This is a genomic window from Sutcliffiella horikoshii (assembly GCF_008180725.1).
GTDB lineage: Bacteria > Bacillota > Bacilli > Bacillales > Bacillaceae_I > Sutcliffiella_A > Sutcliffiella_A horikoshii_B.
In genome coordinates this window covers 59,568-72,409 of record NZ_VTEV01000009.1, presented here as the reverse complement: position 1 = coordinate 72,409, position 12,842 = coordinate 59,568, and the positions used below count along the sequence as shown (strand labels likewise).

The following is a 12,842-nucleotide window of genomic DNA, read 5'->3' as shown; positions in this document are numbered from 1 at the left end:
GTATCCCCCTTATTCCCCTTCAAATTTAGGCTTGCGCTTTTCCTTAAATGCTCGCATGCCTTCTTTTTGATCGTTGGATGCAAACAAAAGATAAAAATTCTTTCGCTCATACTGCATCCCTTCATAGACGGAATAGTCCACAGCCTTATGGACAGATTCTTTGATCAATCGAAGGGAAAGAGGTGGTTGTTTAGCTATTTTTTGTGCAAAGTTCATTGTTTCTTCTATTAATAGCTCTTTCGGGATGACACGGTTGATGACTCCATAATGCAATGCTTCCTTTGCACTCATTCTGTCACCGGTAAGCAGCCACTCCATCGCTTTTGATTTTCCCATTAGTTTCGTCAATCTCTGGGTTCCCCCGGCCCCTGGCATGACCCCGAGGCTAATTTCAGGAAAGCCGAACTCAGCATCATGTGCGGCAAATAAGATGTCACAGCACAGGGCAAGTTCAAAGCCTCCGCCAAGGGCAAACCCTTGAACTGCTCCAATAATCGGTTTCTTCACCCAAGCAAGGCGATCCCATTCGGTGAATTGATTTAAGAGCTCAAGTTCGATGGCTGTAGCTTCTGCCATTTCATCAATATCTGCCCCAGCTGCAAACGCGCGTCCGTTACCAGCCAGTACCATAGCTTTGACTTCATCGTTTCGGTCAAACTCTTCCAATACTGTCACAATTTCAGTTACCATCGGCCTGTTAATGGCGTTCAGCACTTTTGGTCTATTGAGTTTGACGATGCCTATCGAGCTTTCAATGGAAACTTCGATATATTCGTACGTTTTACTCATTCACTTCTTCACCAATCATCAAAGTGACAAGATTGCCGGCGAAGCTCATTAAATCCTTTCCAGATGCTTTCGCTTCATCTGTTCTCATCGCTTGCTTTAATGCATCATGGTTATCGTAGTACATTTCACACATTAGATAGTACTTACCTTCTCCGCCCATTGGACTGCCTACTACTTTCGTAACTTCCATTTTGCGTAAGCCAGGGATTTTAGCAGTGATAGGTGCATGCGTGTCGAAGTAGTGCTGATCGAAAGCTTCCTTGTTTTCCGGGTGTTTGTAAAGCGCGATTAATTTTACCATTCTAAATCTCTCCTTTTTATGGGCTCTGATTTAACCGTTGTTGATTTCCGTACAGGACTTCGCTTTCCGCGGGGCGACCTTGAGCCTCCTCGGGCTGCGCCCTGCGGGGTCTCAAGATTGTCGCTACTCCCCCGCTGGAGTCTTCGCCCTGTACTCCAATCAACAACTATGGTCTTAACAGGCCAGTTATTTATGTAATTGCCCTACAGATTTTTTCTGTAAGGCAGTGGTACTCACATCATGGTTGATACTGGTTTCATTGCCTCGAATGGATTTTTGCACCCTTTGCAGTAGAGAATGCTTCGACATGCGGTCGGACCGAAGATGTTATCTAATGTTGTATAGGTCGATCCGCAATAGGGGCAATCCACATGCCATTCCCCGGAGTCATCCAGTGTCGGCGGTGGAGCAATTCCAAATTCTTGCAAATGGATTCGGCCTTGTGCAGTAATACGGTCAGAAGTCCATGGTGGCTGGTAGATGAATTGAACCTCCACCTTTTTGAATAATCCTAGGTTATTAATCTCGTTTTCAACATTCTTCTTAATAATCTCAAGTGCAGGACACCCCATAAATGTAGGCAGCATTTGAATAATTACTTCATGATTGCTTACATCAACTGCTTCCACCATTCCGAGATCCACGACACTAACAGAATCTATTTCAGGATCTTTTACATGCTGCAGGGCATCCCAAACCTTCATGATATTTGCTTCTTCCTGCATGATGTCATCATTCCTTTTTGTAGGGGTAAAAGGTTATGCATTTACCACACTGCTGCTGGATTGCTGTTATATACCTCGCTCAGTGTTAAGAGGGCATCATCCAAATCCTTGGTGTGTTCACCTTTTCTGCCGTTCCCACTTTTCATTCCCATATTGGTAGGAAAAGCAAGCCCCACTTTTTCGAACATATTTGTCATTTCTTCTGTAAAACGAAGGCGAATATCTTCCTCTGAATCTATTAGTTGGTTCTGTGTAATTTGAACACCACTTGGCCCCAATGACAATACACCTTCAAATTCTTCTACCACTCTATCAATGGCTGCTTTCATTCTAGTTTTAGCTTCACCATTTGCAGTACACAACTGTCTAAACCAAGTTCTCCAATGTAGCAAGTGATAATAAAGTTCCATATTCACTTTTACAGCTACATGTTTCAGAGGTTCATAGGAGGAATTTTTCAAGGCCTCCACTTTGATTTTCTTGGCTTGAGTGTAAAAGTAATGCCTTACAACGGTAAATGCCCAATCATATTTTGGTTCCGTAAGATACGTACCCGGCCCGTTGACTTTTTCCAATAATACCGCGTTTACTCGTTCTGTTGTTTTTCTACCATGGGCAAGTGCATTCATATCTCCTTCGCCAAGATCCTCAAGCAACTGATAAAACATGGTGGCATGCCCCATGGTATCTTGATTAATAGAAGAGAAAGCAACATCTTCCTCAATATGGGGGGCAAGGCCCAACCACTCAGAACCTCGGTAGGCAATAATGAAATCATCGTCGGCCAGTTGATATAATAACGCTGTTAGGGCATTATAATAGGATGCATCCTTTTTGGCTTCTTCTACAGTTGCTCTATTCATCCTTTTTTCTTCCCTCCCCAAGACATGATTTCCTGTTCATCAAGCATCCCCTGTTCATAGTGACGCCATTTTTTCTTCAAATACCCATAGCCTTTCGTGTTTCGGTAGTCTTTGTTGTCAATTCTCTGCAAGGATTGACGCTCTTCTTGAGACATCTTCCGAATATCACTCCGTTGCACCACCCAAATATCCACGGCTGGTTCCCGCCTCATAAAGTTTTCTTGTGCCATGACAAGCGCAATCTCTTCGTTTGGAGCAAGTAGGCTGAACTGATATTGCATCGGAGCTGTATGGGTTCTCTTACTAAATACTTCAAACTCTTTATAAAAGCCTTTTGTACTCAATTTCTAAGCTCCTCCCCTTAGCCTGCTGATGTTTCGGAGCTTAACGCTTCTCGAACCCATGCATTATTTTCGTGTGCTATTATCCGCAATCTCAGGCGATCCTGTGATTTAGGACCTTTATTTCTGATAATGTCTTTAAAGTTGTTCCAATTGGGTTGTTTGTAGATCCATTTTTCTTCTTTTTCATTATAGTGCATCGTTTCATCCGGCAATGTTAGGCCAAGGGATAACACCCTTGGGATATATTTTGTAAAAAAGTCTTGACGTAGTTCTTCATTGCTCTTGGTGCGGATATTATACTTCATTGTGATATCTTGCTTTGATGTACCAGTGGTAGAGGCATCTGCCGGCCCGAAGAACATTAATAAAGCTTCCCACCAGCGATTGATAGAATCTTGTATCATATTTCTTTGTTCTTCAGTTCCTTCAGCAAGCGCCATAATAATAGCCTCGCCGTGTTGAGCATGAAAAACTTCTTCTGCACATATTCTTTTTAATGCCCTTGCATACGGCCCATAGGATGCATCAAGCATATTCGTCTGGGATATAATGGCCGCTCCGTCAACAAGCCATCCGATCAGCCCTGCATCCCCCCATGTTGGTGCTTCCATGTGAAAAACATTATGAAACTTTAAATCTCCTGAAAATAAATCTTGCATTATTTCTTCACGGGACTTTCCGTAAGGTTCCATTAAATCTTCTGCCACTCGCAACAATAGCTGACCATGGCCCATTTCATCTTGAACTTTCGCCATAATCCCAAGCTTCCTTTGTAAAGTCGGAGCTTTTGGTACCCACTCCTTTTCTGGAAGCGCTCCCATTATTTCGCTGATGGCATGCATGGAGATTAGTTTAATTAATGTTTTACGATATTCTTCTGGCATCCAATCGTCTGCTTCAATCTTTTCCCCGGCCTGGATACGTTGCATAAAATGCTCATGTTTCTCTTCTTCCGTCAAGCGGTCAAACGATAATGAGTTGGTCATTTTCGCCGCCTCCTATTTCTATAACGTTTATTTAACGTCATTATAATATAATGTTATACGTTTTTCAACACAGAAAGTTCTGAACATTTTTAAGCATGAGAAAACCTTGTATCGACAATACGTACCGCTTTCCCTTCTGAACGGGGGATTGTTCGAGGTTCTACAACGCTTGCCTTCACATGAATCAAGCATTTGGACTTCAAATCGTATTCCACCTTTTGTGCGATTGCACTCATCATTTTCATTCTTTTTACAGGATCTGTCTGCATAAATGTATGCGCTTGCATTTCTACTTGAACTTCTACAGAATCTAAGTTTTTCTCACGAGATACGAAAAGCTGATAATGTGGTGCTACATCTTTTATTTGCAATAATGTATGTTCAATCTCGGAAGGAAAAATATTTACCCCCCTAATAATTAACATATCATCTACTCTTCCTTTGACTCTCGACATTTTTGTTGTCGTCCGACCGCATGTACATGTCTCTCTTTTTATGGAAGCTATGTCACCAGTTCTATAACGAATGATAGGCATGGCTTGTTTTGTAAGGCTTGTAAAGACAAGCTCTCCTACTTCCCCCTCTGGCAGTATTTCCAGGGTCTTTGGATCAATCACTTCTACATAAAAATGATCTTCTGCAACATGCAGACCATCCTGCGCCTCAGAACATTCCATTGCCACTCCTGGTCCAATTACTTCACTTAATCCATATATATCGCATGCTTTGATCGCTAATTTATCCTCTAATGTTCTTCTCATCTCTTCTGACCAAGGCTCTGCTCCAAAAATTCCATACTTTAAAGATGTCTCTTTTGGATTAATCCCTAGATCTATCATCCTGTCAGCGATGTTGAGCACATAGGAAGGTGTTCCACAAATAACAGTTGGCTGGAAATCCTGAATTAATTGGATTTGTCTTTCTGTGTTCCCGCCAGAAACCGGAACTGTGATCATTCCAAGCTTTTCACTACCATAATGCAGTCCAAGTCCTCCAGTAAAAAGGCCGTAACCGTAAGCATTATGAAGGATGTCTCCTTTTTTTCCTCCAGCCATTGAAATGGCACGTGCTGCAATTTCACTCCACATGTTGATATCTTCTTGGGAGTAGGCAACAACTGTAGGCTTCCCGCTAGTCCCAGATGAGGCATGGAGCCTCGTTATTTGGCTGCGAGGGATAGCAAATAATCCGAACGGATAGTTCTCGCGCAGTTCTTTTTTGGTAGTAAAAGGTAGTATGTGAATGTCATCAGTGGTTCGAACATCAGAAGGTGTAATCGTAAAGTTAGTTAACTTTTTTCTATAAAAAGGAACATGTTGAAAGACTTTCTGTACGGTGTCTCTCAACCTCGTGGATTGAAGGAGTTGCATCTCTGATAAAGAAAGTGTTTCAGAATCATGTAAGATCATCGATATTTCCCCTTTCACTTTTTTAATATAACGAATTTATTCCGACATCATACAATATGTAATATTATTCAACATCATTAAAATAACCTTGAAGGGAAGAAATGTCAACTGATAATTCTGAAGATTCTTTTTTCATAATAAAAAAGCAGAGGTCATTAGCTCCTCTGCGCTTCGTCTGTTAGCAATAATTCCATCGCATGTATGATTTCTTCTACTGATTCTTTGCCGTAATAAGTCACATAATAAATGATATGTCCTTTTCTCGAGAGAACAGAATTCTCTAAAACAACCAGCTCATCAAATACGGTTGTGTTAGGAAATGTTGCATCGCCTCTATGAAGCTCTTCTTCACTGTCTATTAGATATTGGAATAGTCTTTTGGCTAATACCTCGTTTAAGAAAATATATTGACGTGAGGTCAAGGAAGGGCGATAAGGTCCGCTTCCATCTTCCCATTTCTCTCCTTCTACCTCAACATGTTGTTGTAATTCATATTGTTCAGGCACAAGGATGCTGGAATTTACCGAGTAGTAATTGTCACGATTACTATTTTGATCATAAAAATAGGGCTTATGGTTGGTTTTATCTGTAAAATCATCCATTTGGACGACTGGTAATTCTTTTTCTGGAATAGGAGGAAAACTTTTTGCCAATGTTGTATTACCCGATTTACTAAATTCATATAGGAAAAAAACTGCAAAAAACGAAATCACGCTTAATCCTATTATCTTATTTTGATAATATTTTTTTCGGAAGTCAGGTACAGGTTGAATCCTTTGGTTTGATTGGAGTATTTTTATTAACTTATTTAAGTGGATTAGTCCCTTTAAAATCAACAAATTTATACCAATGAAGATAAAGATTTGTATGATGGGAGACAAAAACTCATCATTTAGATAGTTTCTAACAGGATCTAATGTAAGCATGAATACAGCCAAAGCTATGCCTATCAATGTGAGTAGGGCTATCAAATATGCTCTTATCTTTAAGCTGGTTTTTAAAAGCCTTATAGTTTCGGCTTGATGGATTGGATCTGTATGGATTTCTTTAACTGTGCTTTGTGAGTTGTTCCTGAAGAAATGCAGGTGGCCTCTTGATGCAACATATCTCCAGCCGGCTTGTTCATATTGTTTCAGTTGCTCAGGATTTTGACTGATTGGTTCTTTGAAAATATCTGTTTTATACGTAATCGTTTGAGGTGCTGCTTTCTTAAAGTTAGCGGTAAGCCCAGTCATCTTTGTAAGTTCCCAGCCTTTTGCGGCCTTATCAGCGAGCCACGCTTCTTGTTCGGCTATCTGCCATAAATCCAACCACAAGATCTTTCTCTTTGTTTTCAAATGCTAGTCACCCTTCCCCAACCGATCTGCGCTCTAAACTTAATATTATATTAGAACGATTTGGGGGTAAAGGGAATATTTTCAAAAATAGAACCTATCTTATGATTTTGGTGGATTGGTTAACCGGCCATGAGGACCTCTCTCCTTCTTCTTTCTCGTCTCTGAGGTCTTCATCACGGCCATGAGGACCTCTCTCCTTCTTCTTTCTCGTCACTGAGGTCTTCATCATGGCCATGAGGACCTCTCTCCTCCTTTTTCCTTGTCACTGAGGTCTTCATCATGGCCATGAGGACCTCTCTCCTTCTTCTTTCTCGTCACTGAGGTCTTCATCACGGCGAAGAGGACCTCTCTCCTCCTTCTTACTCATCACTGAGGTCTTCATCACGCCCATGAGGACCTCTCTCCTCCTTTTTCCTTGTCACTCAGGTCTTCATACCTACCATGAGGACTCCTCTACTCCTTTTTCCTTTTCATTTAGGTCTTCATAACTACCATGAGGACTCCTCTACTCCTATTTCCTTGTCACTCAGGTCTTCATACCCAAGATGAAGAAGTAGCATGAAGACTAATTCCTTTAACGACAAAAAAATCAGGAGACCAAATCCCCTGATTTCTCTTATACTATATACGTCCAGAATGTTTCTCGGTATAACCAATCCTCTATTTCTGGTGCGTTTTCTTTCAACTGTTTTTCCATCAGCTCTACCCATCCACTCGTTTGGGATTTGTGTGCTTTAATGGCTTTCAGCTTATCTTCTGCAACAGATCGAATATCAATTGTCACATCTGGTTCACCTATTAGTTCTACACTATTTTTCAAAATGGCTTTTCCATAAACTGTTGGTCTGTCCTGTTCAGGTAGCCTACCGACTGCAATCGCGACCGCATTGCTCATAGCATCATGATCAGGATGAACGCCGTGTCCTGGGTAGAAAGTAAGTACCAAGCTTGGGTTCAACTCAACTAGCGCTTCATGAACAATGTCAGCAAGATATTCTTCATCCTCAAACTCCAAAGTTTTATCATGAAGGCCTAACATGCGCAAATCATCTATTCCCATGACTTTGCATGCTTCTAATAATTCTTTTCTGCGAACCTCTGGTAACGTCTCGCGGTTGGCAAATAGCGGATTGCCAAGATTACGCCCCATTTGTCCAAGTGTGCCGCATAAGTAAGTAACAGGAACTCCGCTTTGGGTAAACAGTTTAATGGTGCCAGAGGAACTAAATGCTTCATCATCTGGATGTGGAAATACAACCAGAACGTGTCTTTCTGCTTCCATTCTTTTCTCTCCCTTCACTCAAAATGGCTCCTGGCTAATTTGCAATGCAACTGCAAGTTTTCCTTCTGGATTTAAGCCAGCTAGTAGCAGACGATTTTTATCATCTACTTCATAATGTGTAACACCTTCTGCATAGACCCAGCCGTGTTTGAGCTTTAAACCAATTCGATACGGTCCGTTTCCAACTATTTTTGCCCGCTCATATTTCAATGGGACATTGCGTATGAATGCTCCCACTGCAAGACCAGTATTGTGGTGGCCGGCATAAGCACCATTTGTCGTCTCCAAATGGACGAATACTTCAACATTTATAAATCTGTCTAATTCGGCTTGCACATGTTTTTGGTCAATAATCTTCATTCTGTTCCTCCAAAGGTATGTACAGATTTTATTTCTTCCTTCAGTTTAATATATGAAGCAATGGAAAGAAAATGGTTTGCTCATTTATCAATACGAAAACGGAGTGAAGATTATCTCACTCCGCTTTCTTCAGATAGTATCATACCACTTTTTTGACGCTTGGACTTCTGAGTGTGTTAATTGATGCCCTTGATATTCCCAGTGAACCTCAACTTTTGATCCTGCATCTTCTAGTATCTTGCTAAGCTCTTCGGTTTCTGCTGCGGGACAAATCGGATCATTTTTCCCCGCTCCAATAAATACTGGTGTTTCGCTTAAGTCTGGGATTTCAACACCTCTTCTTGGAACCATCGGATGATATAAAACAGCAGCTTTTAGAGTGTCTTTATAATGGAAAAGCAGACTTCCGGCAATATTTGCACCATTAGAATATCCAATAGCTATGAGATTGTTGCGATCAAATTCATACTTTTCTGCTGCTTCATCTAAAAACTCATGGAGCTCTTTTGTACGAAAGATTAGATCCTCTTCGTCAAAAACTCCTTCTGACAAACGTCTAAAGAAACGCGGCATGCCATTTTCGGAAACATTTCCTCTTACACTTAGTACAGAAGCTTGAGGGTCAATCATATCTGCTAGAGGAAGAAGATCTTGTTCAGTTCCTCCTGTTCCATGCAATAAAAGTAAGACTCGCTGGGAACCTTTTTTAAAAATGTGTTTCATGATCAGCCACTCCTTTTGTAATAATATCTTGAATTCGAGATTAATTTAGTATAGTAAAAAAAATGGCCAACGTCAAACAATTGGTTCTAACATATTACATTAGAAAAGAATAGTTTAGAGTAAGAAAGTCATATTGGAGGAATTTAAAATGCTACCTTGGAACAAGATGTTTCCATTTCCAAAGGATTACATGAAACAGGATATATTCAAACAAACAGATGTGGAAAACTGGATGTCAAAAGCAATGCAAGGGAAATTGCCCCCTAATCCGCAGGCGTTAGGTTCCACAGACTTTTTTGCACAGTCATTCGACCTATTGAAATCTGCCCAAGCAAAAAAGAAAAAAAGGAAAACGGGGTTTGAGGCAAAAGTATTCGAAACACATGAAGAAGTATTTGTCCGCTTTCCGGTTGCATCTGAAGACCAACTATCCCAAATAAAAACTTCTCATAATACAACTACTTTATTTGTTGACAATTTTCCCAATTCCGGCGACAAACAGACCATCACTTTACCTTGCATAGTTAAGGGAAATAGCACAAAGGCCAAATATCAAGATGGGATTGTAGAGATAAGAATATCAAAAGAAACAATAGTTCCGATAACCAAGGTTCCGATTGAAATCATAAAAACAAAGTCTAAAAAGTAGAGGAGACTCCTGGCCTGTCAAGGAGCCTCCAATCTTTTTCTTATAGCTGTTGCATTAAGTTGTCCAAATCAACAGTCCACGGCTCTTCTATTGACCCTCTGTAAAGTTGAAAAGTGACTTGCCTTGATTCCGTACCTGTTGTATCTCTGTGGATATATAACTTTACAGTAATTGGATAGTAAAGCTTCGTGTCATAATCTCGGTCGGCAGGTAAGTCAGAAAGCCTTTTTACAAGATCAATCTCTTCCAAAAATTTTATTTTTTCTTTCAACAGAACCCTGTTTTTATCATCAAGAACGGATGCAAGAATAAACCAGTCATGTTGGTGGATGGATAAAACGGTTGCATCCACAATTTCTGCAGGTGACAGCTTTTCTGTATGATCTAACCATTCACCTGCAGCTTTCTTTATCATAATGGAGTGTGCATGATCCATCTTTCGTGATTTATGGGTGATGCTGTCTTGGAAGTGTATACAGAAATGACCTGGAAACCCGTTCTGCAATGCCCCTTTTCCATGAGGCATTCCGTGCATGGAGGCAGCATATTTATGGTCTTGAGTTAGAATGAGAATTGCCCTACGGTCCCAACTCCATGTTCCCCTGTATATTTCTTTCATTATTTTCGTATCTTCGTTTGTTAAAGGTTGTACATCTGCATGATAGGAGCCTGCTCTCCTTTGAACCTCAAAGGTCCTCCCAGTGTCCAAATCTAGTACGGTAAAGCTGCTATAACGAGGCAATGCGCTATTGGCTTCATTCCACGTAATCAGATCTCCATAATGAATGCTGTATAGTTTCTTCATATCTTTTGTTAATTGATGAACCACCTTATCAGGCAGTTCCAAAATCGCCTTGTTCTCCTTTAAGTCATAAATATTCATTTGATGATCAATCGCATATTTTTTATCATTGTCTAGTTTAATGTATACATCTGTCGGAGGAACAGGATGGCTAATTTCAACCCATTCCCCATTTTTTATTGCTTTAATAACCGCCTTTGTAACTCGCATTTCGGATATATATTGAGAATCCAAAGAGGTTTGTGCATAATATCGTATCGTCCTCTCCTTTTCCCCAAAAGCGGAAACATAACCGGGTATGCTCATATTAAACAATATCAAACCGATAACAGTTGTTATCAATACATAAGGATAAAACCTGTTCACTTTCATTCCTCCTAACAATAAAACCAAGTACCTTTGTATTTTGTCAATAATACAATTAAAGTATGTTGTATTTTTTTTCGTACACATTAGTACTATAAGAATTCCAATGATAAGTCAGGTGAAAATTATGACAGGCGCTTTGTTATGGGGAGCAGTTGCTGGCGGAGCTTTATTGCTTGGAGCTATAGTTGGTCTATATATTCCAATCCCTCGAAAACTAACTGGATTCATTATGGCCTTTGGAACCGGCGTACTTATTGGCGCCGCATCATTTGAACTTATGGGAAAAGTAGAGGCGGAAAAAGGATACAGTTATGTCATTTTTGGATTTCTGATAGGGGCCGCTCTGTTCACCCTCTTAGAAATGGTGATTATAAAGAAGGGCGGAAAAGAGCGCAAACGTTCAAAGGAAAAAAGCGAAGGACATTCTGGCATGGCGATTTTTATCGGTTCGATCATGGATTCCATTCCTGAATCCGTCATTATTGGGGTAAGCCTGATAAAATCTAATTCGGTTAGCTGGGTGATTGTCCTGGCGATTTTTATCAGTAATATTCCCGAAGCGTTGTCAAGTTCCGTAGGCCTTAAAAAAGATGGTTATTCTAGAAAAAAAATATTGTTTCTTTGGACAATCGTCTTTATTTTGACCACATTAAGTTCGGTCTTTGGTTATGTAGTTTTTAAGGAATTAAATGAACTCTACATATATCTTGTAAGTGGTCTTGCAGCAGGCGGGATCATCGCAATGGTTGCTTCCACCATGATGCCTGAAGCATTTGAAGAAGGAGGTCCTATTGTTGGCCTCCTCTCCGCCCTGGGTCTACTCTGCTCCTATGTCCTCTCAAGCGGGATACTCTAAAAAAACCTCAACCAGATCAAATATGGTTGAGGTTTTCCTTTTTTACTGTTTTATCGCTCGGTCAAAAAATTCTTCTAAAGTTAGATCATGTTCATCGATATAAGCAGCGACCTCTTTACCTACATAACGAAGATGCCAAGGCTCATATTGATACCCTGTAATCACTTCCCCATCCTCAGGGTACCGGATAATGAAACCATGTTCACTTGCATGCTCTTTCACCCATTTTCCTTCAGGGGTGTTTCCAAATTCCTCCGTCAAATCTAGTGCTGCAGACCTGCTTGAAATGTCCATTGCAAGTCCCGTTTGATGTTCACTATGTCCTGGAATAGCAGAAACGGCATTCGTTTTTTCTTCTCCCCACTTTTTTAAGTAGGTATTATAGATTCCATACTGCGTTTCATAGGAACGATAACCCGATACAGCAAAGATCTCAACATTCTCAGCTTCTGCTGCAGCAAAAAGCTCTTCCAATGCACGTGCAGCTGCTTCCCTTAAATATTTTTTTTCATAGTCCCCTTCAAAGGAAAACGGGACATCCGGTATAGTCAAATCTTTGGGAACGTAATCAGCTGGCAGAGACTGATTTTTATTTACTAACACTAATAGGTTCTCCGTATTTTCAATTACCTTTTCTTCGTTCAAAACAGTGAAAAACGGCTCTTCCAGTACGTACTGGTTTTCATTTGTTTCTGGCGGGGCCTCAGTCTGTGGGCTTTCTTCCGGTTGCTCTTCTTCCACAGGTTCTTCTTCAGTTGGTGTCTCCTCTACAACCTCTTCTGCTGTATCGTTAGTAAAATACTCCCAAAACTTCCAGTTAACATCATCCAATTGTTTGGAACAGCCTGTTAACAAGAGTAATATTACCAATACAGAAAAATGTTTCTTTTTCATAAAATAATCACCTTTTACTATTCTAATATAATCATTATGAGTTGGTTAGTTCTAGCAATTAAAGTTTCACTCATGTAAAACATACTTAAACAGTTTACCATTAATCCATAACGCCGTAAAAAGATTTTACTGATAAAAAAGAAGATAAGAAAA

The 12,842-nt window shown here is 40.3% G+C and carries 16 protein-coding genes; 2 read left to right on the top strand and 14 right to left on the bottom strand.

Features of this window, described 5'->3' with window-relative positions:
• Positions 1-9 precede the first annotated feature (9 nt).
• From FZC76_RS19265 to FZC76_RS19215, 12 genes are all read right to left on the bottom strand, one after another.
• A complete protein-coding gene (locus FZC76_RS19265; RefSeq protein ID WP_148989800.1) occupies positions 10-789 on the bottom strand; it encodes an enoyl-CoA hydratase/isomerase family protein in 780 nt (259 codons plus the stop codon).
• Complete coding sequence (locus tag FZC76_RS19260; protein ID WP_148989799.1) at positions 782-1,090, bottom strand: EthD family reductase; 309 nt, start codon at positions 1,088-1,090, stop codon at positions 782-784. Before FZC76_RS19260 ends, FZC76_RS19265 begins: the two co-directional genes overlap by 8 nt.
• Positions 1,091-1,323: 233 nt before the next feature.
• A complete protein-coding gene (paaD, locus tag FZC76_RS19255) occupies positions 1,324-1,815 on the bottom strand; it encodes a 1,2-phenylacetyl-CoA epoxidase subunit PaaD (RefSeq protein ID WP_148989798.1) in 492 nt (163 codons plus the stop codon).
• A 41-nt stretch (positions 1,816-1,856) separates the two neighbouring features.
• Positions 1,857-2,678: a 1,2-phenylacetyl-CoA epoxidase subunit PaaC gene (paaC, locus tag FZC76_RS19250; protein ID WP_148989797.1), complete on the bottom strand. Its 822-nt coding sequence runs from the start codon at positions 2,676-2,678 to the stop codon at positions 1,857-1,859.
• On the bottom strand, positions 2,675-3,022 hold the full coding sequence (paaB, locus tag FZC76_RS19245) for a 1,2-phenylacetyl-CoA epoxidase subunit PaaB (RefSeq protein ID WP_148989796.1): 348 nt from the start codon (positions 3,020-3,022) through the stop codon (positions 2,675-2,677). The genes paaC and paaB overlap by 4 nt, the downstream gene beginning before the upstream one ends.
• A 17-nt stretch (positions 3,023-3,039) precedes the next feature.
• On the bottom strand, positions 3,040-4,008 hold the full coding sequence (gene paaA, locus FZC76_RS19240; RefSeq protein WP_148989795.1) for a 1,2-phenylacetyl-CoA epoxidase subunit PaaA: 969 nt from the start codon (positions 4,006-4,008) through the stop codon (positions 3,040-3,042).
• A gap of 89 nt (positions 4,009-4,097) precedes the next feature.
• Entirely contained in the window at positions 4,098-5,417 is a 1,320-nt protein-coding gene (locus tag FZC76_RS19235) for a phenylacetate--CoA ligase family protein (protein WP_148989794.1), read from the bottom strand.
• Positions 5,418-5,572: 155 nt separating this feature from the next.
• Positions 5,573-6,754, bottom strand: coding sequence for a DUF2812 domain-containing protein (locus tag FZC76_RS19230; RefSeq protein WP_148989793.1), 1,182 nt, complete (start codon positions 6,752-6,754; stop codon positions 5,573-5,575).
• 94 nt (positions 6,755-6,848) lie between these two features.
• Positions 6,849-6,989, bottom strand: a complete 141-nt coding sequence (locus tag FZC76_RS23270; RefSeq protein ID WP_187442156.1) for a hypothetical protein — start codon at positions 6,987-6,989, stop codon at positions 6,849-6,851.
• 381 nt (positions 6,990-7,370) lie between these two features.
• Positions 7,371-8,036, bottom strand: a complete 666-nt coding sequence (bshB2, locus tag FZC76_RS19225; protein ID WP_148989839.1) for a bacillithiol biosynthesis deacetylase BshB2 — start codon at positions 8,034-8,036, stop codon at positions 7,371-7,373.
• Positions 8,037-8,054: 18 nt separating this feature from the next.
• On the bottom strand, positions 8,055-8,396 hold the full coding sequence (locus tag FZC76_RS19220; protein ID WP_148989792.1) for a YojF family protein: 342 nt from the start codon (positions 8,394-8,396) through the stop codon (positions 8,055-8,057).
• Between the two features lie 129 nt (positions 8,397-8,525).
• On the bottom strand, positions 8,526-9,119 hold the full coding sequence (locus tag FZC76_RS19215; protein ID WP_148989791.1) for an alpha/beta hydrolase: 594 nt from the start codon (positions 9,117-9,119) through the stop codon (positions 8,526-8,528).
• 148 nt (positions 9,120-9,267) lie between these two features.
• Here FZC76_RS19215 and FZC76_RS19210 point away from each other — a divergent pair, with 148 nt between their 5' ends.
• A complete protein-coding gene (locus FZC76_RS19210) occupies positions 9,268-9,768 on the top strand; it encodes a hypothetical protein (protein WP_148989790.1) in 501 nt (166 codons plus the stop codon).
• Positions 9,769-9,808: 40 nt separating this feature from the next.
• Here the strand turns inward: FZC76_RS19210 and FZC76_RS19205 are convergent, their stop codons facing one another.
• Positions 9,809-10,936, bottom strand: coding sequence for a hypothetical protein (locus FZC76_RS19205; protein ID WP_148989789.1), 1,128 nt, complete (start codon positions 10,934-10,936; stop codon positions 9,809-9,811).
• 127 nt (positions 10,937-11,063) lie between these two features.
• Here FZC76_RS19205 and FZC76_RS19200 point away from each other — a divergent pair, with 127 nt between their 5' ends.
• Positions 11,064-11,795 carry a ZIP family metal transporter gene (locus tag FZC76_RS19200; protein WP_148989788.1) on the top strand — a complete coding sequence of 244 codons (732 nt, stop codon included), beginning with the start codon at positions 11,064-11,066 and terminating at the stop codon, positions 11,793-11,795.
• Between the two features lie 42 nt (positions 11,796-11,837).
• Here FZC76_RS19200 and FZC76_RS19195 read toward each other — a convergent pair whose 3' ends face one another.
• Positions 11,838-12,689, bottom strand: coding sequence for a M15 family metallopeptidase (locus FZC76_RS19195; protein ID WP_148989787.1), 852 nt, complete (start codon positions 12,687-12,689; stop codon positions 11,838-11,840).
• Positions 12,690-12,842 lie beyond the last annotated feature (153 nt).

What these genes read in the sequence shown, in the direction of transcription:
- FZC76_RS19260 (WP_148989799.1), bottom strand. Translation starts at nt 1,090, where the DNA reads ATGGTAAAATTAATCGCGCTTTACAAACACCCGGAAAACAAGGAAGCT.
- paaA (WP_148989795.1), bottom strand. Translation starts at nt 4,008, where the DNA reads ATGACCAACTCATTATCGTTTGACCGCTTGACGGAAGAAGAGAAACAT.
- FZC76_RS19235 (WP_148989794.1), bottom strand. Translation starts at nt 5,417, where the DNA reads ATGATCTTACATGATTCTGAAACACTTTCTTTATCAGAGATGCAACTC.
- FZC76_RS19265 (WP_148989800.1), bottom strand. Translation starts at nt 789, where the DNA reads ATGAGTAAAACGTACGAATATATCGAAGTTTCCATTGAAAGCTCGATA.
- FZC76_RS19215 (WP_148989791.1), bottom strand. Translation starts at nt 9,119, where the DNA reads ATGAAACACATTTTTAAAAAAGGTTCCCAGCGAGTCTTACTTTTATTG.
- FZC76_RS19195 (WP_148989787.1), bottom strand. Translation starts at nt 12,689, where the DNA reads ATGAAAAAGAAACATTTTTCTGTATTGGTAATATTACTCTTGTTAACA.
- FZC76_RS23270 (WP_187442156.1), bottom strand. Translation starts at nt 6,989, where the DNA reads ATGGCCATGATGAAGACCTCAGTGACGAGAAAGAAGAAGGAGAGAGGT.
- paaC (WP_148989797.1), bottom strand. Translation starts at nt 2,678, where the DNA reads ATGAATAGAGCAACTGTAGAAGAAGCCAAAAAGGATGCATCCTATTAT.
- FZC76_RS19210 (WP_148989790.1), top strand. Translation starts at nt 9,268, where the DNA reads ATGCTACCTTGGAACAAGATGTTTCCATTTCCAAAGGATTACATGAAA.
- bshB2 (WP_148989839.1), bottom strand. Translation starts at nt 8,036, where the DNA reads ATGGAAGCAGAAAGACACGTTCTGGTTGTATTTCCACATCCAGATGAT.
- FZC76_RS19220 (WP_148989792.1), bottom strand. Translation starts at nt 8,396, where the DNA reads ATGAAGATTATTGACCAAAAACATGTGCAAGCCGAATTAGACAGATTT.
- paaD (WP_148989798.1), bottom strand. Translation starts at nt 1,815, where the DNA reads ATGCAGGAAGAAGCAAATATCATGAAGGTTTGGGATGCCCTGCAGCAT.
- FZC76_RS19200 (WP_148989788.1), top strand. Translation starts at nt 11,064, where the DNA reads ATGACAGGCGCTTTGTTATGGGGAGCAGTTGCTGGCGGAGCTTTATTG.